Raw genomic sequence first — 25,995 nt, forward strand, 5'->3', positions numbered from 1 at the left:
CTGATGTTTTGAGTCCGGGGGCGAAGAACTTCGGAAGCAGGACAGCAGGGCATCCCTGCAGATGCCGCAACCCATCGAAGCTCGCCGTCCGACCTAAGGAGAGGAAATTTTGGCTGCTGTACTGAAGGGGTCCGTCGACAACACTAGGATCGAGGGGAAGCATTTAATTGTAGAAGGTTGGGTGGCACTCGACGATCAGCCGGTTGACATGCCGCTAGCGTTGCTAGTGAACGGCCGCCGGCTGGAGGCCAAACAGATGGTGATGCCACGCCGGGACCTGGAGCCAGCATTTGGCGAATGCCATGTCCGGCTTGGCTTCCGCCTGACCGCGGTACTGCGCCTCTCGCCCTTCGAGTACCCGACCGAGATCATCGTCCGGCCTGAGGTGCCGGACGACCTCAAGCCGCTTCCGATCCACCGCGACGCCACGATCCATAGCTTCACCCCAGCGATGACGACCGTGCAGGGCTTCTGGAGGCACATCCAGAATCCAGCATCGCGGGAGCGGCATGACGGTACGCTCAGCTTCATGGCGCTGCGGGCGCTAGCGCGCTTCCGCCGGCAGCGCCCGCTGCAGGCTGCGGCGCTCTGCGTACTGATTTGGCGGGACCTTCTAAGCACCGAGGTAGTGGCCGATGCTGCGCGGATCGACCGCTTCGGCCGCTACCTGCTGGAGCTACTGAGCTCGGCCGGAGACGAACTCTCAGTGCGCTGGTACGTCTCGATGGCAAATGCCCTTGCTTTCCTTCGCTACAAGCGCGGCGACATTGCTGGCGCCTGCTGGTACTTCGAGCGTGTGGTTTATCGAACCGAAGCCTTCAGCTGCACTTGGCTGTGCGCTCCGAACGGCCTTTCCGCTAGGTTCATGCTCGGCTACTTGGCGCTGATCCAGAAGGACGAGGCCTCCTGCCTCAGCCACATGAACAGCGTCGTCGCCTTCTACAAAGAACGCCTAGCTTTCGCGGAAGTGGCCAATACTTGGTCGCTGGACGAGGTGACCGAGGCAACGCGCCTGACGCAGCAGGCTTTCCAGATCGCTGAGATGCTGCGAGAGGGTACGAAGTCCCCGCGGCTGAACGCCGGCTCGGACTTTGAGCCCAATCGCATCTCGACGCAGCTAATCGCCCTGTTCTTCTCGCGTGGCCTGCTGCCGGTCATCAAGCTGGCGGATGTCGTCGGCGCCACAGGTTTTAGCCAGGCCACGACTTCCCATCGGGCGCCGGATGGCAAAGAGGCCACTGAAGCGGTATTGATCGGCCGCGAGCGCGAGCTGTTCCTTGGGGGCGGGGCCAACCAGCTGCGCGACCAGCTGACCGGGCGGATGCAGCTGACCAAGCAGCAGCTAGCGGATATTGCCCAGGTGCATGCCGAACGCCGCAGCATTATGCAAGCGGGTGTACATGGCGGTTACGTCCACATCATCGCGCCGAACAAGGAAACAGCGCTGAGCCACCTGCTTCCTGCCGACCTCCGGCTGCAGCAGTTCGACCTGACGCCGGTAAATGCATACCTGGAATCGGTGGCCAGCCGTTCGCACCCGACCGTCTACCGGCCGCACCTTATGCGTCGGCTGCACAATAGCGAACGTAGCTATTACCGCACCGACACGCACTGGACGCATCACGGCACCATCAACTATGTCGCGCACGCGCTCGAAATAGCGGGTATGCCGGAGGTGGCCGCAGCGATTCGGGCGGTGCCAGGTGAGCGCTTTGCCGGCCTGCAACAGGGCGACCTAGGCGTGAAACTGCGGATGCCGCCGGAGGATATTTCCTTAATCCGGCCGGCCCGGCCGAACGGCAGCCAAGTATTCACCAACGGCATCGTAAACGACGGCTCGGTGCGCCTGTTCCGGAACAAGCAGCCGCTAATAAATGAAAAGTTGCTAATGCTGCACGACAGCATGGGTACCTGGAGCCACAGCTTCTGTGCCGAAGTGTTCAGCGAGGTGCTTGCGATCCACTGCCCAGATCTTGATGCTGAGTACCTAAAAAAATATAAACCCAAATACCTGCTTTTTGTTCAAGTAGAGAGATTTTTTATTAGAGTGCCAAACAATGGTATTTCATTTAAAGAAATGGTAGCTCAGAAAGAGCAAGAAAAATCCGCGAAGCAGTCGGCGTTGCCGGTACTACAACAACTTATCGAATTAGGCGCGCCTTAGTCATTCCGGGGGAATCCCATTTATATCGGAGGTTTGCGGAGTAATGCGATGGCGACCACGACCCTAACAATCCCGCGTTGCTTCGGATGGAGCGAATCTAAAGTGAAAAGCAGCGTTGCAGAGCACCAAACGGAACTATTCGGTTACGACGGAGGTTTGCGACGATGTGATGCCAATACGAAATGGTGCGATTGGGCTTAATTTTATGCTTGTCGGTTTCCGAAGCGCTAGACTGATCGAACCGGGTAAACAATCGCCGAAAGCCGTTTGATTTTTTGACTTGATAAAGTAGCTGCTGGATATTTTTCGTCATTGCATGATGCTTAACGTTGAGGTGGATCGTGATGTCGACGGATGTAGAGAATGAGTTGCTGCTGGGTCTGGGATCCGCGCAAATTGGTGCCAACACCGTCGCTGCGGAACGGGCCGGGCTCGACGAACTGATCGAGGCGCTCGGTGGCCCACTTGGCACAGCTTTCAACGCAGCGGTGGAGCTAATCCGCAACGGCAGCCGCCGCATCATCGTTACCGGCATGGGCAAATCCGGCCATATTGGCCAGAAAATCGCCGCAACCCTCGCCTCCACCGGCACAACCGCTTACTTTGTCCACCCGAGCGAAGCAAGCCACGGCGACCTTGGTATGATCCGCACGGACGACGTGGTGCTAGCGTTGTCTTGGTCCGGCCAGACCGCCGAATTGTCGGACATTATTTCTTACACGCGTCGTTTCAGCGTCCCGCTCATCGCTATCACCTCCCAAGCGAAAAGCACATTGGCCATCGCAGCGGATGTCGCGCTGGTGCTTCCGCGCGCCGCCGAAGCCTGCCCGAACGGGCTGGCACCCACCACCTCCACCTTGATGCAGTTGGCGGTTGGCGATGCGCTTGCGGTCGCGCTGCTCTCGGCTCGCGGCTTCACCGCCACCGACTTCCAGCGATTTCACCCGGGTGGCAAGCTCGGCTCTCAGTTGAAGCGGATCGAGGAGGTGATGCGCCCGCTCAAGGACGTGCCGGCAGTATTGGGCGATGCCACGATCGGAGAAGCCTTGATTCGTATGAGTCAGCTTGGGTTGGGATACGCGCTAATCATCGGCCCTAAAAATCGGCTGCTTGGCATCATCACCGATGGCGACCTGCGGCGCAACATGTCGCCCGACCTAGTGGTGCGCCGGGTCGCCGAGATCATGACCCGGAAGCCGAAGATCCTTAACCCCGATCTGCTTGCCGCCGAAGGGCTGGCGCAGCTCAACCACATGGGAGTCACCGCCGCGCCGGTGGTGGATGCCTCAGGCACCGCCCTCGGCGGCGTGCACATGATCGATTTCGTTCAGGCTGGCGTGGTATGAGCGAGACTGGGCTAGCCCGCATCCTTGCCCTCATGCCAGTGCGCCGCGGTAGCGTTCGCATACCGAATAAGAATTTGCAGCTAATGGCCGGTCAGCCGCTGGTAGTCCGTAAGGTAAAGCAGCTTCAGCAATCTCGACACGTCACACAAGTAGTTGTCGGCACCAATTGTCCGGAAGCTCGCTCGCTTGCGCTCGCCGCCGGCGCCAGTGTCGTCGACCGCGACGAGGCAGCCTGCGATGAGGCGGTTTCTCCCGCGAACATTATGATAGGAGATTTCGTCAAGCGGGTAAATGCCGACATTATTGTGTGGTCGCACTGCACCAATCCGTTTCTTTATGCCCGACATTATGATGCCGCAATTGACGCATTCCTCGAAGCCGAAACCGAGGGCGCTGATTCCCTTCTCTCCGTAATTCGGATGCAGAGTCACATGTGGAACGAGCACGGCTTTCCCATCAACTACAACCCCTATGGCCCTAAACACGCATTGGCCAAAACTCTGGCGCCAGTGTTCTTTCAAGACGGCGGTATCTTCATCCAGAGACATGCCAATATGTTACTGAATTCCTATTTTTTTGGCAGACAGCCGAAACTGTTCGAGGTCGAGTTTCCCTACTCGCATGATATCAACGTGCGAAGCGACCTCGAAATTGGCCGCGCTCTCGCGCCGATGCTCGACCAAGTAGAGGGTTTCACCGCCGGCTATGTTTAGCTGAAAATCCACATATGCTGATGGCTCTGAAGCTCCTATATCGGTCGAGTGGTGGCTGGGGACGTTGTGGGCGGGCCGTTTAGCCGGCAGAGATAGCCGAAGATCTCGCGGGCCACGAAGCGTTCGAGACAGCGGATGATCTCGGGCTTACTCTTCCATTCGGAGGTACGCCGCCCGACGTAGTCGAGGGTGGGCTGGTTTCCCCGCACGCGGACGATATCGACTCGGTAGAGGGCGTACGACACCAAGAGCGAGCAACAGCAGGTGGCTCGGGTCGTTCAGCGTACGCACGAGCAGCTGTCACGGCAACGAGTGACGCTTATCAAGGCCCTCTGCGGTCATCTGGCCGAATTCAGTATCCTTGCGCCATTGGGGCCGCAAGCACATTGGGCGCCGGTCGTACAACGCATGTCCCGGCGAAATTGGCATCTTTGACCACGACACCAGCAGTCTCCGACTGCCGATCCCGCTGCCGACCCAGCGCCACCCGACACCTGCTTCCGACTGACGCCGATACCAGAATCAAGCCACGGCGACTTCGTCAGCGAGCTGCTAAGCAGCATTGATCAGCGAAATTATATTGCCTGCATTCACTGGCTCCGGCGCAAACTTCGTTATTCTGCCGCAAGCCACATTTTCTTCTATCTCACCGATGAAATAATCCGGCCTGGAAAGATCCAGCCGCTCAAGATTTGGTAACGCGTAGCTCCACCAGCAGACTCGAAGGTACTGCTCGCATAATGCGTCAGAAAAACGGCGGCGGATAGTGCGGGCTGGATTGCCACCAACGATCATGAAGGGCTCGACGCTCTTCGTCACCACAGAGTTGCTACCGATAATCGCACCATCGCCGATCGTGATGCCTCGCGCCAGCACCACATTGCCACCGATCCACACGTCGTTTCCGATCACCGGCACTGGCTTCTGCGGCGCCTCACAAATGACTGGAAGAGATCCAAAATCTGCTAGTGCGGCCTCGGTAATAAGGTGGTGTCGATCATAGCACAGGACGGAAGTAGTTGCCCGGTTGGTCGGATGCTGGACACCAAACAGCTGCATATGCGCGGCAATTGAACAGTAGCGTCCGATAGTAATGCCTACAGGAAGCCGCGAATAGGAATAAGAAAAGGCCCCCATCGTACAAAGATTGCCAAGAGAAAAAAAACTAGTATAGGGCTCGATAATGGTCGACTTTAACAATAACACAGGCTCGCTTTCATCAATCGCCGGATCGTTCATCCGGTGCCGTCGAAAGATCCGACGCTCGGCAAGGAGCTCTGCCAGCGGCCGCGTTACACGTATCTGGTAGTAGTCTCTATGTTCTTTTAGAAGCATGCATGCAACCTTCGTTTGGGGGGCTCCGAAGAAGCCAGACATCATTCTCGGATTGTGTTTTACAGATTACGTAAAGAGCTGTGCTCTTGATGAGGTTAAGCCGCCGCGTCGGCGGGCCGCAATGGGCAAGCTGACGTAGAGGATTGAACGATACCGCTTCGCTGTGAGAGAGGATGAGGCGGAGCAGGCTCCTGTTTAACAGGGTTGTACCGCACCTACCTTTCTGGACCCGGGATTCACTATGCGGCGCGCCTGAGATTGGTGTCGAGTGGCTCTTTTGCACAAAATGGCCGGAAGGGGGATTCATCTCGTGAATGCAGCATGATAGCTGGACGGTATAAGCAGACCGACACGGCTGACCTACAAGACCAGGAACTGGCCCGCCTACAACGAGGGGCTCAAGCGACGCGGCTCGCTGGCGGTCTGGTCTGATCAAGAGATGACCTGGGAAGCCGCGCCAACCGGCAGACGAGGCCGACAGCCCATCTATAGCGATGCCGCTGTCCAGACCTGCCTGACGATGAAGGTGCTGTTCGGCATGGCGCTGCGCCAGACGACCGGCTTCGTCGAAAGCCTCCTGCGGCTGATCGGCCTCGATTGGACCGTGCCAGATTTCAGCACCCTGCGTTCGAGAAATGGAGGCCGCCATGCGTCATGACCCGGCGGCTGCCGCCGTCACCATCATGCTGCGCAGCCTCAAGATGCACGGCATGGCGCAGGCCGCGGTCGAGCTCACCGAGCAGGGCGCGCCCGCCTTCCAGAGCGCGAGCCCCGTCCTGTCGCAGTTGCTCAAGGCCGAGATCGCCGAGCGAGAGGTTCGCTCCATCGCCTACCACCTCAAGGCCGCACGGTTCCCGACCTACAAAGACCTGACGGGCTTTGACTTTGCCAGCAGCCAGATCAACGAAGCCCTGGTGCGCCAACTGCATGCCGGTGCTTTCATGGAAAAGGCCGACAACGTCGTGCTGGTCGGCGGGCCAGGCACCGGCAAGACCCACGTCGCCACCGCGCTTGGCGTTCAGACGGTCGAGCATCACCGCAAGCGAGTGCGGGTTCCTTCACCCTGCGCCGGTCCTGCCGGGCCTCGACGGCACTGGCTGCCCGCGGCTCGCCCAGGCCGGCAATGGCGTCATGCTTCCAGGCCTCGAGTTCGGCAGGATAGAGCCCCTGCTCACGGCACCAGGAGCTGCGGGCGCCCTCGTCCTTCGCCGCCGTGGTGATCACCGCCTCCAGCCGCGCCGCCGGCGTCCACCGCTGGGTGCTCGTCAAGGCACCCGGTGCTGCCAGTGCCCCGGCTCGCCAACGCTCCAGCGTGGCGACACTGACACCTGCCTCACGCGAGACCACGTCGATGGCCGCGCTCTCCGGCGGCAGCAGCCGCGCCACGAGGCGATCCCTGAATGCTTGTCCATATCGAGCCACTGCTTGATGTCCACGCCCCCTCGTTGCGCGATCCTAAACACGCGACAACTCTCGTGACACAGGGGGGGTCTGGTTCAGGCTCGACCACGCGATCCCCTGAGAAACCAGATGCACCTGGAAAGCGCGCACATCATCGAGGTCCAGCAGTTCCGGCGAGCAGCCGAAATGTCGACTGAACTTTCCCACGGCGTAAAGGTATTATCGTTGGGTCGCCGGCGAGAGGTTGCGGACCGTCATGTCCTCGATCATGCGCCGGCGCAGAGGGCGGATCTCAGCCATCGAATGGCTCCTGTCAGGAGGTGGTGCGGCGCACCAACCTTGTCAGACAGGAGCCTGCTCCGCCTCATCCGCTCTCACCGCGAAGCGGTTTCGTTCAATCCCAAGAGTCTGCAGAACCTTGGCACGAATTCCTGCACCGAGGGCGGCAGCAGCCAGATCTCGTCCACCTTCCAGGGCCGAAAGCTCTTCGTCATTCCGACGAGCGAATGACCGCATGCACTGCTCGTCCAGCAGTTTCATGCGTTACCGGAACCGCTCCTAGGTACCGCGTTCCCCTGTTTGGAGGCTACTTCTGCAAGCCCCACCCTCAGCGGCCCGCTTCAGCCACATCTCCCCCGCCTCAAAATCTGCCGGCGCCGCTAGCCCCTTCATCAGATAGCGTCCCAGCATCTGCTGCGCCGCCGGGTGACCTTTCTCCGCCGCCTGCCGGAACCAGTCCTGGGCACGTGCTCGGTCTTCCGCTACGCCATGGCCGCCGCCCAGAAGCGCCCCGGCCGCGAACATCGCCCCGCAATGCCCGGCTTGCGCCGCGCCTTCGAAAGCCTGCAGCGCTCGGCCCGGGTCTCGAGGCCCACCGCGGCCATTCACCATCATTTCGGCATGGGCCACCGCCGCCTCTACCAATCCTTCCTCCGCCGCGCGCCGCAGCCAGCCGCGCGCTTCGGCCAGGGCCTCCGCATCCCCTACATCCTCTATCAAGAGCCGCGCGTACCAGAACTGGGCATTGACCACGCGCTCCGCCGCCACGCGCAGCAGGCGCCGCGCCTTGTCACGGTCCAGCGGCGCGCCGAGCCCCAGTGCATGGCAAACTGCCAGGTTGTAGGCCGCGACCGGGTCACCGGCCTCCGCTGCCGCGGCGAACCAGCTTTCGGTCTGGATGGGATCCGTCGCCAGCGCGTAGCCCGCGAGCGCCTGCCGCGCCGTGTCCACCTGAGCTACCATGTCGCCCAAGCTGGCGGCCAGAACTAGAAGCCGGCGCCCTTCCACCTCATCCTGCGAAACCCCAAGGCCGAGAAACGAAAGCGTCGCCAGGGCACGTGCCGCCTGGGCGTGCCCCTTGTCGGCGGCTCGGCGAAACCAGGAAGCCGCTTCCAGGTAGTTCGGCGGCAGTTTCCCGCCGCGGGCGTAAAGGTCGCCAACAAGCGCCGCCGCCTCTGCATCCCCAGCCAGCGCCGCGCGCCGCAACCAAGTCTCCGCCTGCGTCGGGTTCGCCGGAGCGCCGTCGCCCTGCAGCAGAGCCAGCCCCAGACGTGCCTGTGCCGGCCGCACGCCATGTTCGGCCGCGCGCTGGAACAGCGCGACGGCCGCCTCTGGGTCCTGCGCCACCCCCTGCCTCCGCTGCAGCATCACGCCGAGCACGTAGCAGGCGGTTGCCAAGCCCGCCGTCGCCGCCAGCCTGACCCACTCGGCCGCTTCCGCCGCTCCGGCCTCGCCGCGCGTGCTCAGCAGCAGGCCGAAGCCGAGCTGCCCCTGAGGGCACCCTGCCGCTGCGGAAGCGCGGTAGTGCCGCTCGGCCTCGCCAAGGTTACGCAACATCTCCGGACCGCTCGACAGAATGTATCCGGCAATCGCCTCACCCTCGGCGGAGCCAGCGTCAGCGGCCCGGCGTGCATGGTCGAGGGCGCGAAGATAATCCGGCTCACTGCGCCGGGTGCCGTCCCGGAACAGCATCGCCGAGGCAGGGCCTTCCGGCTCAGCGAAGGGCATGCCCTGCAGGTACAGCGTGGCCAGCAGGGCTTGCGATCGGCCCGACCCCGAATCGCCCGCCCGCTCCAGCCAAGCGACCGCCTCCGTCAGGTTCGGCGGAACGCCGCGCCCTTCGGCGTAGCAGCGGCCGATTTCATGCTGCGCGCCGGCTAGGCCAGCCCGTGCCGCGCGCAAATCCAGGCGAAAGGCATCCGTATCCTGCCCTACCAAACGCAGCCGCGCTGCGGCCGCGTGGCAGGCGGAAGGCGAGGCAAGGCTTGGCATCCGCAATAGGATGCGGTCGGAAATCCGGGAAGTGGACATGCGCGGCTTCATTTGAATCATTAGGGTTCGCGAAACGCTTCTGTGGCCGGCGGCAAAAGATTCTCGAAGAAGTAGCTCACCAGATTCCGCTCGCCGACCCGGATGTCGACGGTAACTGGCATGCCCGGCACCAGCCGAAAATCGGGCGGCATGTTGCGCAGCGCCACCTCTTCAAGCGTCACACGCGCCCGATAAAAGGGATTAACCAACTGTCCTCCCTCATCCACGCGGAACGAATCGGCGCTGAGCACACGAACATGGCCCCGGGCCTTGCCGTGCCGGATGAATGGGAAGCTTTGAAACTTGACGTCTGCGATCTGGCCAACTTGCACGAACCCGCTGTCGCTCCCGCGGACTTCGGCCTCGACTTCGAGCGCCGCGTTGAGCGGGATCATAGTGATTAATTCGCTCCCCGCAGCCAGAACGGAGCCAGCGGAAACACGGCCGACCGACAGCACAATGCCATCATTCGGCGCGGTGAGTTCGACAAGTTCGCGTCGCAGGCGCGCCTTATTGATCTGCTCCCGCACGTCAGACAGGTCGCGCTGCCGGAGTACCAAATCCTGTGAGGTGCTGGTACGCCACTGCTGCTCGTAGGCGTCGCGCTCCGCCTGGACGCCACGCATGTCATCCTGCGCCACTCGGATTGTCGCCTCCGCACTCGCAAGGGCGCGGGTCATCTCGACGCGCGTGTCCGTTGCAATCAGAGCATTGAGTCGGCTGCCAACCTGGGCCCGCTGCAACTCACGACGCATAGATTCCACCTGCGTGGCAAGCTGTAGGCGCTGCCTCAGATACTGCGCCTCGGCCTCGCCGCGTGCGATGGTAGACTCATAGCTGGCCAACCGCTGCCGAAAGCTTTCAATGCGGAACTCGCGTTCTGCCTTGCGCTGTCGGAAAAGACTGCTCTGTAGCGTTGCTGCAGGGGACTGCGTGACAGGTTGGTAATTGCGCCTCTCGTTTTCTGCCTCCAGTCGCTCCGTTTCCAGCGCGAGCACCGCGGCACGGTCCTCCAGCGCGGCTAGGTCGGCTGTGGCGAAGGTGGGGTCAAGCCGCGCGACAACGTCGCCCGCGCGCACCACCTGGCCAACCCGTACCTCGACCGACCGAACGATCGCCGCCTCGAGCGGCTGAATGTTCATTGTCGGGCTCTGCGATATGACGCGGCCGGAGGCGACCGCCACGCGGTCGATGGGCAGCAGGATGCCGACGGCGATCATGCTCAACACCAGCGCCAGGATGATCAAGGGTATGCTGCGCGCCAAAGCCGGGGGGCGCAGGTTGATCAATGCGGAGGACGGGGAACGGAATTCGAGCAGAACGAGGTCGCCACCGCGTGGTAGATTGACCGGAACCTGCGTGCTGCTCATGGCCCGTCTCCCGTCACCGTTTCGCGCCCTGCTGCATCCAGAGCTTGCGGTAGGTCATCGACCGTTCCAGCAACTCCTCATGCGTGCCAATCGCTTCGACTCCCCCCTTGTCGATGACGAGGATTGCGTCGCAGTTCACTAGCGACGCCAGGCGATGCGAGACGATGACCAGGGTCCGCCCCAACGCCATGCGGCGCAGGCCGGCGCTAACCAACGCCTCACTTTCCGGGTCGAGCGCGCTGGTCGCCTCGTCCAGGATCAGCAGCCGCGGATCGTTGATCAATGCGCGCGCAATGGAAAGCCGCTGCCGCTGCCCGCCGGACAGGTTCGTCGCGCCTTCTTCGATCATCGTGTTGTAGCCGGCCGGCAAACGCTCGATGAATTCCTCAGCGCCGGCCAGGCGGGCAGCGCGGACCGCATCCTCGATCGTCACATGCGGCCGCCCCGCCAGGATGTTCTCGCGTATCGTGCCGCGGAACAGGAAGCTGTCCTGCAGCACGACACCGGTGCTGCGCCGCAGATGGGCAAGGTCGATTTCGCGCAGTTCGACGTCGTCGAACCGGATTAGGCCCGAATAGCCGCGGGTGATGCCCTGCAGCAACCGCACCAGGGTGCTCTTGCCCGAGCCGCTACGGCCAACAACTCCAAGCACGGTGCCAGGTTCAATCTTGAGGTTGAAGTCCTGCAGGGCCGGCATTGCGGCCCCCGGGTAGGTGTAGCTGACATCCTGCAAGCTGATGGCGCCGGTAAGTCGCGGGCGGGCGCCAAGCACGCCGGAAGGCGTTTCGGGCGGCGCATTCAGCACCTCGGCCGATTGTTGAACGGCGGCCCGCACTTCTTCGATATCGGTCAGCATTCGAGAGAAGCTGACGAAGGGCCCGGCCACGCGCATAGACAGCATCATGAAGGCGACGAGGCTTCCCATGGCCATGGATTGCGGGTTCAGGATGACGAGATAGGCCCCTAGCAGGAACAGACCGCGTGACATGAGTTGCTCGAGCGGCAGGGCGAGCAGGGTGGGCCAGACCGCCAGCCGGCCTGCGCGCAGCCGCCCTTCGGTCACATCCGCGACCCGCACATCCCATTCCGCGCGGCGATGCGGCTCCATCGCCAGCGCCTTGATGGTCCGGATGCCGTGCACCGTTTCGACCATGAATGCGTTCTTGCGCGTCTCCGCCTTCATTGCCTCCGCCGAGACACGGCGCAGCGCCGGGACAAAGATGAGCGTGAGGATGCCCAGCAGCGCGGCCGCTACGCAGACGAGGGCGGCAAGGGTGGAATTCAGGATGAACAGCACCGGCAGCGCGAAGATCAGGACGGCGCTGTCCAGGACCGCCGCGCCAATGCGGCCGGTGATGAAGTCGCGCACGCGCCAAACTTGGCCCAGCCGGTGCGTCACGTCGCCCGCCGGGTTGCGCTCGAAATAGTCGAGTGGCAGCCGCAGCAGCCGTTCCAAGACATAAAGGTTGAGCCGCACATCAATGCGCGCCGAAAGGGTTAGTAGCAAGTTGTGTCGCGCGTAGGTCAAGGCGACCTCGTAAAGCACGACCACCAGGAAGAGGACGACGATCATAGTGAGGGTAGCCAGACCCTCCTGCTGCAGCACACGGTTCAACGTGGCCATCACCATCAGCGGTGCCGCGAGGCCCAGCAGTCCCAGCACCAGGGCCGCAACCACCGTGCCGCGGATCAGTGCGCGCTGCTGCAGCACCAATCGCAGGAGCCAGCCGAAGTTGAAAGGCGGTTCGCCCTTACGGTCGGCCTGGCCGCGCCGGAGCAGCACCGCTGTACCATCCCAGAGCGCGGCGAGCCGTGCCTCGTCGACCGGTGTCGGACGACTACCCTCGGGTGCTGCCGGGTCGCGCAGGAACACGGCCTCCCCGGATGGGCTTGCACCCAGCAGAAGCGCCGCGCTTCCATCCTTCAGCAACAGCACTGCCGGCCCATGCACCGGTTCGGCGATCAGATGGCGCCACCGTAGCCGCGCCGCCCGCGCCCAGAGGCCGTTGTCGCGCGCCCAGGCCACCAATGCGGCGGGCGATGATCCGTCGCGGGGTGCTAGGGTGCTGAATGGGTCAAGTTCCACGCCATGGAACCGGGCTGCCATGACCATGGCAAGGAGGCGCTGGTTGCCTGGCGGCGGAGCGGCGGGGATGGTGACCTGTGGTGTCAGCCCGTCTGGGGGTACCATTACCGGCGGTTCCGCCGCATGTGACGTAGCCCACGCATAGCCTGGACTGCCAGCCCGCGGCTGTCGCCGGAGGCGTTGCGGGGCTCGAAACGGGGAGCGTCCATGGCCAAGGCAGCCTCCTGGAATTGCGCGCAGGGGAAGGCGCTGGATCAGTGGTACACGATTTCGCGACGCAATAGCGGCCTTACGCGCCGAGGGAAAGGCTGGCCCGGAAGGAAACTGCACGAATGCTTTCAGACCTCCAAATAAAAAGAACATTTTCCTAATAAATAATTATGTATGCGACTCCTGTGGAATAAGTTTTAATTATCTAAAACTGAAACTGGTCTCAAATAAAAACTAGATCTGGTTGCGTTCCGATGTGTGCTTTCTATGCCCTAGGCTTTAACATTTTTTACTAAGCGCACCAAAGGTCGTTGCGCACCGCAGCATCACGGTGTACACGTTCACCATCAGGTGAGCAAGGGAACCGCGCGTGGCAACGATTTCCGGAGGCGATGGGGTTGAGGTCGGTATTAGTCCCCCCCAACCCGTAGCGCCAGGTGAAGAGGCCGACCCAAGTTTCGGCCAGGCTCTTAGTGGCGTTCAGGCAGCCATCGAGGCTGGCGCTGTCGTCCGAACCTTTAACCCGAACTCGCCGCCGGTCGTGCCGACCGACGGAACCCCCTACGTCCTGCTGATCGACCGTGAGACTCTCGCGGCGGCTGGCGGAACCGACAGGATCGTGGTGCCTGCTGGGGTCGACTACCTTGTTATCGAGGACGGCGTTTCAGTGCCGATCGAGATCCTGGCCAATCCGAATGGGGAGCAGGTCACGGTTGTTGGTGGTTCATCAGCGAACATCTACACTTCCTCTGGATCTATAAACGTCAACGACTCCGGGGGCGACAACTTGGTCGTCATTCGCGATGAGGAACCGGACGGCGAGGCGTTCGGCACAGCGGTGACCGGATCGGAGATCCGCCTAGGTGGCGGCGCCGATACCGTAGTCGCCGGCAGCGGCAACGACACCGTGGTGGCCGGCGCTGGTGACGACATCGTCTTTCTCGGCGCCGGCAACGACGTGACCTATGTCCAGGGCAACGACACCGTCGTGACTGGGTCGGGCAACGACACCGTCGGCGTCGATTTTGGCAACGTCCTCGTCGGTGGCAGCTCCGGCGCAATCACCTTCATCAACGGGTCGGGCACCAGCACTGTCGTCGGCGGCTCCGGGACCACAACTATCTTCGGTGGCACCGGCGGTGGCCTGTATTTTGGCGGCTCCGCCGGCAACAACGTGATGGTCGCTGGCGATGGCGCGACGACCCTAGTGGGCGGCGGGTCCGGCGACGTACTGTTCGCCGCCGGCCCGATCGGGGACCTGCTGGTCGCCGGCCCCGGCAACACTACGCTCAGCGGCGGCTCCTCGACTGGTAACAACACCTTCATCGCCGGCACCGGTAATGATCTGGTCGGTGGCGGCATCGGCAACGATACGATTATTGCCGGTACCGGTGACGATACCTATCGCGGCGGCGGCGGCGAGGACATGTTTGCCTTCTTCAAGGAACTCTCGGCCGGAGGCAATGTGCTGATCGGCGACTTCGCGCCGGGCGCCGACAAGATCACCCTGCAGGGTTACGCGGACAACATCGACGCGCTGGTCGCGGGTCAGGTGAAGTCTGCTGCGGGCGTCACCATCAACCTTTCCGATGGTACGCAGATCACCTTCGCCGGAATTGACGAGTTGAAGCGCGACAACTTCGTCTAGGACACAGGGGCGGCCGCCTAGTGGCCGCCCCACCCACACTCTCCGACTTCAGCGGACACTGGATCACCATGTCTCCCTGAGACAGGAGGCATGGTGCGGGATTTTAGCTAATGCTTGGTTGCCGCGCCGCCCTCTGTCGGCTGTAAGGCTGGGTGATGACATCGACAGACCCGCCCCGCCTCGCCGCCCCCAGCAAGATCAGCAATGCTGTCGCCGAGGTCCGTTCCTCCGCGCACATGCTGACATTGCAGCCAGGGCTCTATTGCATCTCGGTGGCCGAGCGCGGCAAGTCTGGCGACCAAGCCGGATTGCGCCCGACTACGCGGGTTTCCGCGCCGCCCGGGTTGCCCGGCGATCCTCATGACCTTGCCATTGTCGGCCTGCCCTCCTCCGAGTGGCTGGAGGCGCCGGGCCAGGCGATGCTGGTGCGCACGGCCCAGCGCAACACCCGCATCCTGCTGACAAGCTACCTGCCCCGCGGCGACGCAACGGCGACGCCCCCGAAGCTGCACATACAGCGCATCGGCGACATTGCGGATCTCTCGACACCGGTGACCGAGGGTTTGCCGGCGAAGCTGGACGCCGCGGTTCCACTTCTGGCGCCGGCGCAGCCCAGCATCTCGGCCCATCTGCAGGATCTTGGAGACGTACAGCGCGAATTCGGGGACTGGGTCGGTACGCCAGGTAGCGGCCGCTGGATCGAGGGTTTCAGCATCTCGCCCCCGGCTGGAATGGCCGCCGAGGATCTAGAATACCAGGTCGTCCTAGGCCGTGGGTGGCTCTCACCCTGGATACAGGGCGGCGGCTACTGTGGCAGCCGTGGCATGTCCCTGCCCGCACTGGGCCTTCGCCTGCGCCTCAGCCCGGCCGCCGCCGCCCGCTACGCCTGCCAAATCGAGGCGACCTTCGGCGACGGGACACGCATGGGACCTTTTGAGGCCGGCACCCTGTGCGAGGCGCCCAGCTTGGCACCGCTCGAATCCTTCCGCATCCTGTTCGCCGTCCAGGGCCTTGATCCAGCCGAGGCCGCAAGCGCCAATGTCGTCCTAGGATCCCGCCGGACTTCGCGGCGGGGCGTCCGGGCGAAGCTGTGAGGATCGCCGGGGCCGTGGCCGCCTCACGGCGTCGGGAGTGGCGCGCGTGAAATACCTGTTCATTCACCAGAACGCGCCGGGGCAGTACCTGCACGCGATCCAGCGCCTCACCCAGGACCACCACAACGAGGTCGCTACCATTAGCCTTGCCAACACCATAACCGTGCCGGGGACGCGCAAGGCGGTCTACGCGTTCCCACCCCGCAGAGTGGCGGGCGTCCATGCCCATGCGCAGGAGTTCGACGTCGCGGTGGCGCGGGCGGAGACCGTGGCCACGACCTGCGCCGAGCTCAACCGCCTCGGCTTTCAGCCCGACATCATCCTGGGCCATTCGGGGTGGGGAGAGTTGCTGAATGTCAAGGACGTCTGGCCCGACGCGCCGGTGGCCGGCTACTATGAATTTTACTACCGGACCGCCGGTGCGGATGTCGGCTTCGACCCGGAATTCCCGCTGGCTCCAGCGAACCGCGCCCGCGTGCGCGCCAAGAATGCAGTGAACCTGCTGAGCCTGCAGGTCACCGATACCGGGCAGACGCCGACACCGTGGCAGCGCTCGACCTATCCCGCCTGGGCGCGCGGCAAGCTTCGCCTGGTTCCGGAAGGTGTCGACCTGGATGCCTGCAGCCCCGACCCCGCAGCGCGTCTGCAGCCGCTGACGATCGGCAAGATCCCGCCGATCCCTCCGGGGGTGCCACTGCTGACCTATGTAGCGCGCAACCTCGAGCCCTATCGCGGCTTCCACGTGCTGATGCGGGCCTTGCCGAGGCTCCTGGCGACGCGCCCGGACCTTCGCGTTATGATCGTCGGCGCGGATGGCGTGAGCTACGGCAGCGCTCTGCGCAACGGCACATCCTACCGCCAGGCGCTACTGCAGGAACTCGGCAGCGCCATCGACCCAGATCGCGTGCACTTCGCCGGCCGCATCCCCTATGCCCAGCACCTTGCCGTGCTGCGCCGGTCCGACGTGCATGTATATCTGACCTACCCCTTCGTTGCCTCCTGGTCGCTGCGTGAGGCAATCGCCTGCGGCTGCCGCATCGTCGCCAGCGATACGACCCCGGTCCGGGACTTCCTGGTCGACCGCGGGACGGCGCTGCTCACCCCCTTCCTCGACAGCCATGCGCTGGCCGACCGAGTGCTGGAGGTGTTGGAGGACCGGAAGCTCGGCGACCGACTCGCCACGGCGGCGCGGCGCATGGCCATGCGCCGCCTTGGCCTCGACCGGCACCATGCCGCCTTCGATGCCCTTGTCGACGCGACAACAGGGCGCCGCTGAGGTGCCGAAGCCGCGGCCGGAGCCGACGCGCAGCGCCACCGCCGGGGCGCGCCTGGAATCCTGGGGCGAGTGCGGTAATGGCTGGCTCGCCGCCACTGGATGGATGCCTGATGCCGGCATCGCAGCACCTGGCGCCGCACAGGGCATCGTGCATTTCCGCGGCGGCAGCGCCGGCGGGCGCCTTCTGCTCGGCATAGGAGCGCCGGGGATGCGGCGCGGGTTGGCTGGGCACAGCTTCGTCGTCGCCATCGCAGGTGTCGCGGTGCGCGCCGACTTGGTCGCCATGGACATTTGGGACGGCAGCCAGGCGCACCGGCTGCCGGGGGAGGATGCCGCCCACGTCGCCGCCGACGTCATCCGCGTCCTGGCCCGTGCCATCCTGGCAACCAGCGGCGCCGCGCCCGAGGACCGGGCGGAGATCGCCGCGGCGCTGGCGGAGCCGCAGCAGCGCCCAGCGGTCGATGTTGCCGACCTTATGCTGCGCATCCGGCTGGAGATCGAGGGCAGCTTCACGATCCAGCCTGACGGGCTGCTACTGCAGGGCTGGCTGCTCGACCCTACGGAGGGCATCGCCGAGCTGCGGCTGCGGTCGGGTGACCGGGTCACCCCGCTGTCGCGGGAGCGGCGCTTGCCGATCCGGCGGCGCGACCTCGTCGAATCCGTGGCGGTGCCGCAGGGAATCGACGATCCGCATTTGGGGTTCCTGGCCTATTTCCCCGCTGCGCTGACGCCGGGCGCGCCCAGCTTCCTGGAGATTGAGACACGGGGCGGGGAGCTGGCGCGGTATCCAATTCCCGCACCGGGCTATGCGGCCGGTGCGGCGATCCGACGTATCCTCGGCGCGGTGGATCTGCCGCATGGCGACGTCGCGCCTCTGTTCGACAATGTCCTGGGACCAGTCATCCGAGGACTCAACCGCCAGCGCTTAGCCCTCCCCGTGACCTTCGACGAGCGCATCTTCGGTGTGCCGGAGCGCGAGCCGCTCTGCTGCATCGTCGTGCCCCTCTATGGCCGGATCGACTTCATGACCCACCAGTTGAGTCAGTTCGCCGAGGCGCCTCCCTGCCGGTGCGAGATCGTCTATGTGCTGGACGACCCGCGCCTACGCGCGGAGGCGGAGCAGCTTGCCGCGTCACTGCATGCCCGCTTTGGGATCGCGTTCCGGCTGCTGCTGCTCAGCCGAAATGTGGGATTCGCGCCAGCGATGAACCTGGGCGTTGCGGCAAGCCGTGCCCCGTATCTGTGTCTGCTGAACTCCGATGTCTTCGCCACCGAGGCCGGCTGGCTCGAGCACCTGGTCCTGCGGCTGCAGGCTGATGCCGGCCTTGGTGTGGTCGCGCCGGTACTACTGTTCGAGGATGGCACGCTGCAGCACGGCGGCTGCCGGATGTTGCCACGGGAGGAATTCAGCGGCTGGCGCTTTCCGCAGCATGAAGGGAAGGGACGAAAGCCAGCGGCGGCCACTGGTCTTGCCCCGGCCGAGGCGGTGACCGGCGCCTGCATGGTCCTCAGCCGCCTCGTCTGGACGCAGGCGCGCGGCTTTGATGAGGATTACCCCTTCGGCGATTTCGAGGATGCTGATCTGTGCATGAAGCTGGCCGAACAGGGGCTGCGCTGCGGCGTGGACCAGGATGTCCGCCTCTACCACCTGGAACGGCAGTCGCAGTCCCGCGGCGGGCGGTGGCGCCAGCACCTCACGGTGTTCGGAGCCTGGCTCTTCCAAATGCGGTGGCGCCACCGCTTTGCGGTTGCCGCGTGAGTGAGCAGCTCATGTGCAACTTATAGCCACAATACTGAAATGACTTCCATAAATTCACATTCACGTCCTCCTGCAGACTTGATTTGTGTGTTCAAATATCCGACAACCAGCACTCACGTTTAATTTGTCCTTAGCTTCTATCGTCTTCGTCAGGGGTGAGGTTTGGCACGCACTGTAGACATGGTGGCGCCCGGTGCCGCGTTAGCGCGCCGGGTTCGAAGGGTTGCGGCACCAGTGCCGCCGGTCGCGCCAGTGCCGGAGCAACGCGAGTTGCGCGTCCTGGTCATGTCCCATGCAGATCCGCGCGTTTCGCGTGGCGGTGCCGAAATTTCCGCATTTCAAATGTACGAGGAACTGCGTCGCCGCCCGAATACGCGCTGCTTCTTCATCTCTGCATCGGGTGGGCGGTTCTCCGAACGACTAGGGGTTCGGCTGATCCAGCCCTTCGGCGTGGACGAGTACGTCTATGTCGGGCACGCCTACGACCACTACATCCACTCGAATCCCGATGCGGAGTTTCCGGACGAGCTCATGCGTCTGCTGGGTGAGATGCGGCCGGACGTGATTCACCTGCACCATTACGCGAATTTCGGCGTTGAGGTGCTGTTGATGATCCGACGGGCGCTACCGGATGTGCGGGTTGTGCTCACACTTCACGAATATCTTGCCATCTGCAACCACTTCGGGCAGATGGTAAAGCGCCCTAATTTCGCCCTTTGCTACAAGAGCGGCCAGCGCGACTGTGCGCGCTGCTTTCCGGACCGTACCGAGCAGGACTTTTTCCTGCGGGATCTTTTCATCAAGCGCTTCTTCCGGCTGGTTGACCATTTTGTCGCGCCGAGCCGCTTCCTTGCGGACCGATATGTGGCGTGGGGCCTGGATCCGGCGCGCGTCTCGGTTGTCGAGAACGGTATGCCGGTCGCACCGCATGAGGTCCATGCCGATCCGTTCGATAAGATCGACAGCGGTCTGGTAATCGGCTTCTTCGGCCAAATCTCGCGCCTCAAGGGCATCGGCGTGCTGTTCGATGCTGCCAAGATCCTCGCGGATAGTGGTGTCACGTCGCTACGCATCGACGTGCATGGCGACGCGTCCAGCCAGCCGCCGGAGTTCCGTAAAGATTTTGAGGAGCGGCTGGCCGTAGCGCCGGACAACATTCGCTACTGCGGGGCCTACGACAATACACGCGTGCACCGCCTGATGCGCTCGGTCCATGCTGTCATCGTGCCCTCCATCTGGTGGGAGAATTCGCCGCTTGTGATCCAGGAGGCCCTGCTGAACCGGCGCCCGGTGATTTGCTCGGATATTGGCGGGATGGCGGAGAAGGTGCGCGACGGGGTGGATGGCTTTCACTTCCAGGCGGGCAGCGGCTGGGCGCTGGCAGCGCTCCTGAAGCGCCTCGCGCTTGCGCCGCAGATCTTGGCCGATCTCCGTCCTGGCTTGGCGGTGCCACCAAGCATTGCCGAGACGACCACCCAGGTTCTCGCTCTCTACGCCAGCCTGCTGGCTAACCCTTTGTCCACAGCCCAAGCTTCCGCGCCCGCAATGGCCGCGCCGTGAGGCGGGAGCCCGTGCAACACAAGGGTAGGACATCTGCAACTACCAAGGATATAAGCATGACTATTCGCGGTTCGATCGACAATCTGACCTCTTCCGGCGCCAATGGCTGGATCTTTGGCGGCCGCTCCGGAACGCCGCTCGTGGTGCAGGCGCTCGTTAGCGGGAAGATCGTCGGCGAAGCTATCGCGGACGAACACCGATCCGACCTGGAAGCGGCCGGGCTGGGTGACGGTCGCTGCGGCTTCACCATGAGCTTCTACGAGCAGCTCGATCCCATCTTCCTGCCTATGGTGCAGATCAAGCCGCAGGGCAGCGACCTGGACTTGCCGCGCACCAACCTAACCGGCTTCACCGAATTCTTCCAAGCGATCCACGCGCGCTATCCCGGCGCTGGCCGGACCCGTTCCGTCCTTGGCGGTCTATGGGTCGACCGCAACGATGCCGCGAGTGTTCTTGTTGGCCGCATCTCCTCCGGCGCGACGCCCGCCAATCTAGGGGTGCCGCTGGGGCAAATCATCCTCAACGGGATGCTGCTGCTGCCTGATATCGGCCCCAGCGCCGGCCTGTTCGGCGCCGAAGCTGCGACGGAGGTGCCCACGGGCGTTGCCCTGCATCCGAAGCTCGGTACGGCTTCTGAGACGATGCTGAACCAGGTGCCCGGCATAATGTTTCGGGACCCGCTACTGCCGATCCTGCGCGCGGTGCTGGATGACAACCCGCTCGTCTACCGCGTCGTCATGCAGGATGGGGGCGACAGTGCGTTCACCCAGCCTAGCGCCACGGATGCGCTGCCCTCCCCCGGTGAATGTATGCTCGCGGTCAGCGCGGTTGGCGGCACGGTGCTCGTCGACGTCGTGCGGAACAGCAACAACTTCCCGGAGTTTACCAAAGACGGACGGTCACGCTGGCTGGCCGGCGGAGGCGCCTCGATCGACATCGCTGCGGCGCAGGCCGCCTCTATCCAGACCATCCCCTTGTCGCCTAGCGACGTCCTACTAATCGGCGCGGGCACGATCTACCGGGTGCGGTCGGCCACGCATGAGGCCCGGGCCATGCTCATGTGGGTCGCACCGGCGCGGCAGACGCCGGTCCGCTTCCTGCTTGGGCAAGGCGGCACCTTCACAACCAAGCATTTCACCGGCGCAGCCCTGAGCGTCTGAGCCAGCACCGCCACAGATAGGCCGTCCCCTAAAACAGGGGACCATGCTGGGGGCGGTGACTGTGGACTTATTTATACCGTATCAGAAACTTGGCGGAACACGTGCAACCATGGGTCCATGTTGAAGCCCAGCATCAATACCGCGGCCGAAACGCCGAGCGTCGCCGGGTATATCGACTTCCACGGCTATGCTGCCGCTGCCGGCGGCTGGCTGTTCTGCGGCTGGGTCACCCGCCGCTGGGCGGATAATCTACCCGCGGATGCCGTCGTTGCACATTTCGAGCGTGGACAGCTTTGCGCCACGATCCTCAACTCCTGGCACGACCGGCCCGATATTGCCGGCCGCGGCATCGGGATTGTGGTCTTCCTCGGCGCGACCGGCCGGATCCTTGGCGATTTTGTTGGCCTCGAGGTGCGGAGCCCGGACGGAACGCTGAGGATTCAGGCGGCGCAGACCCTTGCGCATCTTAGGGAAGCCGACCTGGTCGCCCGGACAAGGCCCCTGGTGGTCTCGGGGACCGGCTCCAGCCGCGTGCGGCTGCTGGCCCTGCTGTCACGACAGATCTACGAGGGAGCCAGCACGCTGGCGCGGCTGCCGGTTGCGATCCACCTGGCTGTGGATGAGAGCATCCTGGTGCCACCCGACGGGATGCTGCTAATCGGCTGGTTCATCGACCCGACGCAGAGTGTCCGCAGCATCAGGCTGCGATCGGGATCCGCCATGTCGGACCCGCTCCAGCTTCGCTGGGTGGGGGTGGACCGGCCCGACATCGTCGCGGCGCTGGAGCCGAAATACGGCAGCCTGGATCGGCGATGCGGGTTCGTCGCCTATGCACCCGCGTCCGTCGCCGACCTCGACCGGCTCTACCTGGAGGTGGAGCTGAAGGATGGCGAGATCGGCTACGAGATGGTGCCACGGCCGGTGCGGCGTGGCCTGCCGGCGATACGACGTGTGCTCGAATGCATCGAGCTGACGCCAGACGAGCTGGAGGCGACCTTTGACAAGGTTATCGGCGCGCCCCTGGTCACCATCAACCGGCTGAGGCTGGCCGGCGAGCGTCGCGTCACCGAGATGTCCTTTGGACCGCAGCCGGACAGCCCGGTCTGCTCGGTGATCGTGCCGCTCTACGGCCGTATGGATTTCGCCATGTTCCAGCTCGCACTGTTGTCCGAGCACGGATTCGCCCACCATGAGCTGATCTACGTGCTGGACGACCCGCCGCGGAAGCGAGAGCTGTTAGACTTGGCACAGTCCGCCTACGCCCGGTTCGGCCTGCCCTTCCGGATCGTCCTGTTGGACACCAATCTCGGCTATGCGCCGGCCAATAACGTGGGCCTGGCGCGCGCCCGCGGCGAGTTCATCTGCTTCCTCAACTCCGACGTCATGCCACGGGAGCCTGGCTGGCTCGACCTTATGATTGATGATCTTCGCCAGGACCCAACGCTTGGGGTCCTCGGCGCAATGCTGCTGTTCGAGGATGGCACCGTCCAGCATGACGGTATGACCTTCACGCCGCTCCCGCAGTTCGCCGGCTGGCAATTCCCGATGCATCCGGGCAAGGGACGGATGCCGTCCCGCGTCAGCGGCGTACGGCGCGCCGAGGCGGTGACTGGCGCCTGCATGACGATGCGCCGCGCCCTTGCGCAGGATCTGCGCGGCTTTGATGAGGACTACATCACAGGGGATTTTGAGGACACCGACCTGTGCCTGAGAGTCCGGGATCGCGGCCTTTGGCCTGCCGTTGATGCGCGCGTCGTCCTCTACCACCTGGAGCGCCAGTCGCAGGTGACGCCGGACCGGCGCTGGCGCAGCTATCTGAGCCTGCTCAACGCCTGGACCCACACCCGGCGCTGGTTCCGCCAACCCAGCCCGCCCTCGTGTCGGATATGAGAAGCGCACGCGGGCGTCGTGGCGCGGAGGCGTTCGTCGGAGCACCGCGGAATTGATCGAGTCGGTACGGCTCTGGCACCTGGGTGACTCCGCGGGCGGGATCCGTGCCGTAACGGCGTGGGGCAGCGCTACCGGGCATGGCGTTCGCGTGGCGGTGGTCGATGACGGCTTCGAGCTGGGCCATCCTGATCTCGCCGGCCGCATCGACCTGGTCAACAGCTTCGATTTTGTCGACCGCGACACCACACCGGCGGCTGCACGCAACCAGGCTCATGGCACCGCGGTGCTAGGCTTGGTCGGTGCGGCAGCGGATGGACAGGGCGTTGTCGGCGCCGCGCCCGGGGCCACCCTGGTTGGTATTAGGACCGTCTTCGGTCAAGGGGCGGCGTCGCTGGCCGAAGCCGTCGCCACCGCCGCCACCCGGGCCGAGATCGTCACCAATAGCTGGGGCTTCTACGGCGCTTTCGCCGATGCGCCTTACGAGCCGGGGCGGCAGGCGCTGCTTGAGGCGCTTTCTGCCGCGGCGGCCGGCGGCCGTGGCGGGCTCGGCACTCTCATCGTGTCGGCAGCCGGCAATACGGACCGAACCCAAGCTGGCAACGTGACTGGCCACAGCGCCATCTCCGGACTGCACGAGGTCATTGTCGTGGCGGCCAGCAATATGGCCGGCAAGGCCGCCACCCAATCCACGCCCGGCGCCGGCCTGCTGGTCGCGGCGCCTGGCGAGCGCGTGCTGACAACGGACTTGTTGGGCACCGCCGGCTTCGGCGTGGGATCCGAAGCCGTCGTCTCAGGCACCTCCTTCGCCGCACCGCTGGTCTCAGGCATTGCCGCACTGATGCTGGAGGTGGAGCCGAGGCTGGGCGTGCGGGACGTACAGGCAATCCTGGCGGCAACTGCGCGCCCGGCTGCCGACGCCGTGACCAATGGCGCAACTGACTGGAACGCAGGAGGGGCGCGGTTCTCCACGACGCTCGGCTATGGCATTGTTGATGCCGCCGCGGCCGTCCGGCTGGCCGAGACTTGGCTCGCATCCGGATCAGGCCCGGCGACCTTCGCCAATGAGGCGGCATTGACCGCCACGGCGCCGGGCCGTTTTGTCCTGCCGGAAGCGGTACAGGCTGCCGGCAGGCCCCTAGCCCTGGCGCTCACAGGCGATCTGAGGGTGGAGGCGGTCTCGCTGAGCCTAACTCTGGACCCTGCCGCCGCGCTCGCCACCCGGTTGGCGCTCGTCTCGCCTTCGGGCGCGCGTAGCGAGCTCCTCGGCACCGGCATCAGGCCGCAGGCTGCCGCAGCGACACCGATGCCGGAACGCTGGACGATCACGTCCCAGGCTTTCCGCGGCGAGGCGGCGGCCGGCACCTGGACGCTGCTGGCGCTAGACACCAGCCTAGACGGCATCGAGGCCGGCATCGCCGATATCGTGCTAACCGCCTATGGCACACAAGCGCCGCGCGACGACCGCTGGATCTTCACCGATGCCCTGGCGAGCGGCGGCACTCTCGGTGACTATGATGGTGGCCGCGATGTGTTAAATGCGGCCGCCATGACCGGCGCCCTCGTGCTCGACCTTGCTGCCTCGGCGCAGCGGCTGGGCGCCGCCGCCATCACCCTTGCAACGCCGGGCGCCATCGAGAATGCGATCGGCTCTGCCGGCCATGACCAGATTGCCGGGACCGACGCCGCGAACATGCTGGCCGGCGGCGGCGGCAACGACACGCTGCTTGGCCAGGCCGGCAATGACACGCTGTGGGGCGGCACAGGGGACGACCTGCTGATCGGCGGCTCAGACGAGGATGTCGCCGGGTTCGCAACTCCGCGAGCGGAGATGACGTTCGGCGGCAGCGCGAGCCTGATGGTGGTGGAGGGACCGCAGGGCCGCGACACGTTGGAAGGCATCGAGTGGATTGAACTGGTAGATGGTAGTCGGCTTGCCACTGCAGCGGTTGCCGCCCAAGGCGGCTTCGCGGATACGGCCGCGCTGCAGCGCGGTGGCGTCCCAATGCTCGTGCTAATGCGCGACTATGTTGGGCCGGTCACTTGGGTGCAACGTGAACTAATTGGCTCCGATCAGGGTGAGGCGGTTGTCGCCTCCCCGCATGCCGACTTCCTGAACCTGCTTGGCGGTGACGATGCTGCCGTGGGCGGGGCTGGGGACGACGTGCTGGACGGCGGGCTTGGCTCCAACTTCCTATCGGGCGGCGCGGGCCGAGACGTGTTCTTTGTCGATGGCCGCGGTGGTGGCCAGACATGGAGCACGATCAGCGACTTTTGCATCGGCAGCGAGCAGCTTTCCGTCTGGGGTTGGCGGCCCGGCGTGAGCCGCAGCAGCTGGGAAGCCTGGTCAGGTGCACCGGGCTGGGAGGGCGCGACACTCAGGCTGGATCTGGATGGTGACGGACAGGTAGAATGCAGCGTGACCTGGACCGGCCTGCAGACTGACAGCCTGCCGCGCCCCGTTACGGTCGATGGGTTGCTTTGGTTTGTGTAGATTTGCGTTGTTCATAAGCAACGAAATAAGCCACCACGGTTGCTCACGCCAGCAGGCCGCACAATGTTCCAACCTAGTACTACTGTGTCATATAGTTGTGGCGCTGGGTGAGGAGGTGGCAGCAGGGACATCGCGGGATGCTGCGGGCGAATTGGCGAGCGATGCTGATCCTCCACGGTTTT

The 25,995-nt window shown here is 64.1% G+C and carries 17 protein-coding genes and 2 pseudogenes; 13 read left to right on the forward strand and 6 right to left on the reverse strand.

Annotated elements, in window-relative coordinates; all coding sequences use genetic code 11:
• The first annotated feature begins 181 nt into the window (after positions 1-181).
• The 3 genes from ACLF3G_RS26165 to ACLF3G_RS26175 all read left to right on the forward strand — a co-directional run bounded on the left by ACLF3G_RS26165 (position 182) and on the right by ACLF3G_RS26175 (position 4,223).
• Complete coding sequence (locus ACLF3G_RS26165; RefSeq protein WP_430672341.1) at positions 182-2,164, forward strand: hypothetical protein; 1,983 nt, start codon at positions 182-184, stop codon at positions 2,162-2,164.
• 344 nt (positions 2,165-2,508) lie between these two features.
• Positions 2,509-3,510, forward strand: coding sequence for a KpsF/GutQ family sugar-phosphate isomerase (locus ACLF3G_RS26170; RefSeq protein ID WP_430672342.1), 1,002 nt, complete (start codon positions 2,509-2,511; stop codon positions 3,508-3,510).
• A complete protein-coding gene (locus ACLF3G_RS26175) occupies positions 3,507-4,223 on the forward strand; it encodes a cytidylyltransferase domain-containing protein (protein ID WP_430672343.1) in 717 nt (238 codons plus the stop codon). Before ACLF3G_RS26170 ends, ACLF3G_RS26175 begins: the two co-directional genes overlap by 4 nt.
• A gap of 552 nt (positions 4,224-4,775) precedes the next feature.
• Here ACLF3G_RS26175 and ACLF3G_RS26180 read toward each other — a convergent pair.
• A complete protein-coding gene (locus ACLF3G_RS26180; RefSeq protein WP_430672344.1) occupies positions 4,776-5,462 on the reverse strand; it encodes a CatB-related O-acetyltransferase in 687 nt (228 codons plus the stop codon).
• 433 nt (positions 5,463-5,895) lie between these two features.
• On the opposite strand from ACLF3G_RS26180, the pseudogene ACLF3G_RS26185 reads away from it, so the two are divergent.
• Both ACLF3G_RS26185 and ACLF3G_RS26190 read left to right on the forward strand, forming a co-directional pair.
• Positions 5,896-6,192 (forward strand): annotated as a pseudogene (locus tag ACLF3G_RS26185) (transposase); the annotation flags it as partial.
• 13 nt (positions 6,193-6,205) lie between these two features.
• A pseudogene (locus ACLF3G_RS26190) lies at positions 6,206-6,610 on the forward strand (ATP-binding protein); the annotation flags it as partial.
• On the opposite strand, the gene ACLF3G_RS26195 reads toward ACLF3G_RS26190, so the two are convergent.
• The 5 genes from ACLF3G_RS26195 to ACLF3G_RS26215 form a co-directional block, all read right to left on the reverse strand.
• Positions 6,498-6,980: a transposase gene (locus ACLF3G_RS26195; RefSeq protein ID WP_430672370.1), complete on the reverse strand. Its 483-nt coding sequence runs from the start codon at positions 6,978-6,980 to the stop codon at positions 6,498-6,500. The pseudogene ACLF3G_RS26190 and the gene ACLF3G_RS26195 overlap by 113 nt on opposite strands.
• 321 nt (positions 6,981-7,301) lie before the next feature.
• Positions 7,302-7,499: a hypothetical protein gene (locus ACLF3G_RS26200; RefSeq protein WP_430672345.1), complete on the reverse strand. Its 198-nt coding sequence runs from the start codon at positions 7,497-7,499 to the stop codon at positions 7,302-7,304.
• 18 nt (positions 7,500-7,517) lie between these two features.
• A complete protein-coding gene (locus ACLF3G_RS26205) occupies positions 7,518-9,269 on the reverse strand; it encodes a tetratricopeptide repeat protein (RefSeq protein ID WP_430672346.1) in 1,752 nt (583 codons plus the stop codon).
• A 20-nt stretch (positions 9,270-9,289) separates the two neighbouring features.
• Entirely contained in the window at positions 9,290-10,639 is a 1,350-nt protein-coding gene (locus ACLF3G_RS26210) for an HlyD family type I secretion periplasmic adaptor subunit (RefSeq protein ID WP_430672347.1), read from the reverse strand.
• Between the two features lie 13 nt (positions 10,640-10,652).
• Positions 10,653-12,752, reverse strand: a complete 2,100-nt coding sequence (locus tag ACLF3G_RS26215; protein WP_430672348.1) for a peptidase domain-containing ABC transporter — start codon at positions 12,750-12,752, stop codon at positions 10,653-10,655.
• A 553-nt stretch (positions 12,753-13,305) separates the two neighbouring features.
• Between ACLF3G_RS26215 and ACLF3G_RS26220 the strand changes: the two genes are divergently transcribed.
• The 8 genes from ACLF3G_RS26220 to ACLF3G_RS26255 all read left to right on the forward strand — a co-directional run bounded on the left by ACLF3G_RS26220 (position 13,306) and on the right by ACLF3G_RS26255 (position 25,813).
• On the forward strand, positions 13,306-14,583 hold the full coding sequence (locus ACLF3G_RS26220; RefSeq protein WP_430672349.1) for a calcium-binding protein: 1,278 nt from the start codon (positions 13,306-13,308) through the stop codon (positions 14,581-14,583).
• A gap of 155 nt (positions 14,584-14,738) precedes the next feature.
• On the forward strand, positions 14,739-15,677 hold the full coding sequence (locus tag ACLF3G_RS26225; protein ID WP_430672350.1) for a hypothetical protein: 939 nt from the start codon (positions 14,739-14,741) through the stop codon (positions 15,675-15,677).
• A 46-nt stretch (positions 15,678-15,723) separates the two neighbouring features.
• Entirely contained in the window at positions 15,724-16,953 is a 1,230-nt protein-coding gene (locus ACLF3G_RS26230) for a glycosyltransferase (RefSeq protein ID WP_430672351.1), read from the forward strand.
• Positions 16,919-18,712 (forward strand): glycosyltransferase family 2 protein, encoded by a 1,794-nt coding sequence (locus ACLF3G_RS26235; RefSeq protein WP_430672352.1) that lies wholly within the window; start codon positions 16,919-16,921, stop codon positions 18,710-18,712. Before ACLF3G_RS26230 ends, ACLF3G_RS26235 begins: the two co-directional genes overlap by 35 nt.
• Positions 18,713-18,982: 270 nt before the next feature.
• Entirely contained in the window at positions 18,983-20,272 is a 1,290-nt protein-coding gene (locus tag ACLF3G_RS26240) for a glycosyltransferase (protein WP_430672353.1), read from the forward strand.
• Positions 20,273-20,328: 56 nt separating this feature from the next.
• Positions 20,329-21,432: a hypothetical protein gene (locus tag ACLF3G_RS26245; RefSeq protein ID WP_430672354.1), complete on the forward strand. Its 1,104-nt coding sequence runs from the start codon at positions 20,329-20,331 to the stop codon at positions 21,430-21,432.
• Positions 21,433-21,549: 117 nt separating this feature from the next.
• Entirely contained in the window at positions 21,550-23,322 is a 1,773-nt protein-coding gene (locus ACLF3G_RS26250; protein WP_430672355.1) for a glycosyltransferase family 2 protein, read from the forward strand.
• A 52-nt stretch (positions 23,323-23,374) separates the two neighbouring features.
• Complete coding sequence (locus tag ACLF3G_RS26255) at positions 23,375-25,813, forward strand: S8 family serine peptidase (RefSeq protein WP_430672356.1); 2,439 nt, start codon at positions 23,375-23,377, stop codon at positions 25,811-25,813.
• The last annotated feature ends 182 nt before the right edge of the window (positions 25,814-25,995 follow it).

The organism is Falsiroseomonas sp. HC035 (assembly GCF_050563525.1).
GTDB lineage: Bacteria > Pseudomonadota > Alphaproteobacteria > Acetobacterales > Acetobacteraceae > Falsiroseomonas.

Coding starts and splice junctions, on each gene's coding strand:
- ACLF3G_RS26250 (WP_430672355.1), top strand. CDS start 21,550: ATGTTGAAGCCCAGCATCAATACCGCGGCCGAAACGCCGAGCGTCGCC.
- ACLF3G_RS26215 (WP_430672348.1), bottom strand. CDS start 12,752: ATGGTCATGGCAGCCCGGTTCCATGGCGTGGAACTTGACCCATTCAGC.
- ACLF3G_RS26205 (WP_430672346.1), bottom strand. CDS start 9,269: ATGTCCACTTCCCGGATTTCCGACCGCATCCTATTGCGGATGCCAAGC.
- ACLF3G_RS26175 (WP_430672343.1), top strand. CDS start 3,507: ATGAGCGAGACTGGGCTAGCCCGCATCCTTGCCCTCATGCCAGTGCGC.
- ACLF3G_RS26170 (WP_430672342.1), top strand. CDS start 2,509: ATGTCGACGGATGTAGAGAATGAGTTGCTGCTGGGTCTGGGATCCGCG.
- ACLF3G_RS26225 (WP_430672350.1), top strand. CDS start 14,739: ATGACATCGACAGACCCGCCCCGCCTCGCCGCCCCCAGCAAGATCAGC.
- ACLF3G_RS26180 (WP_430672344.1), bottom strand. CDS start 5,462: ATGAACGATCCGGCGATTGATGAAAGCGAGCCTGTGTTATTGTTAAAG.
- ACLF3G_RS26245 (WP_430672354.1), top strand. CDS start 20,329: ATGACTATTCGCGGTTCGATCGACAATCTGACCTCTTCCGGCGCCAAT.
- ACLF3G_RS26200 (WP_430672345.1), bottom strand. CDS start 7,499: ATGAAACTGCTGGACGAGCAGTGCATGCGGTCATTCGCTCGTCGGAAT.
- ACLF3G_RS26235 (WP_430672352.1), top strand. CDS start 16,919: ATGCCCTTGTCGACGCGACAACAGGGCGCCGCTGAGGTGCCGAAGCCG.
- ACLF3G_RS26210 (WP_430672347.1), bottom strand. CDS start 10,639: ATGAGCAGCACGCAGGTTCCGGTCAATCTACCACGCGGTGGCGACCTC.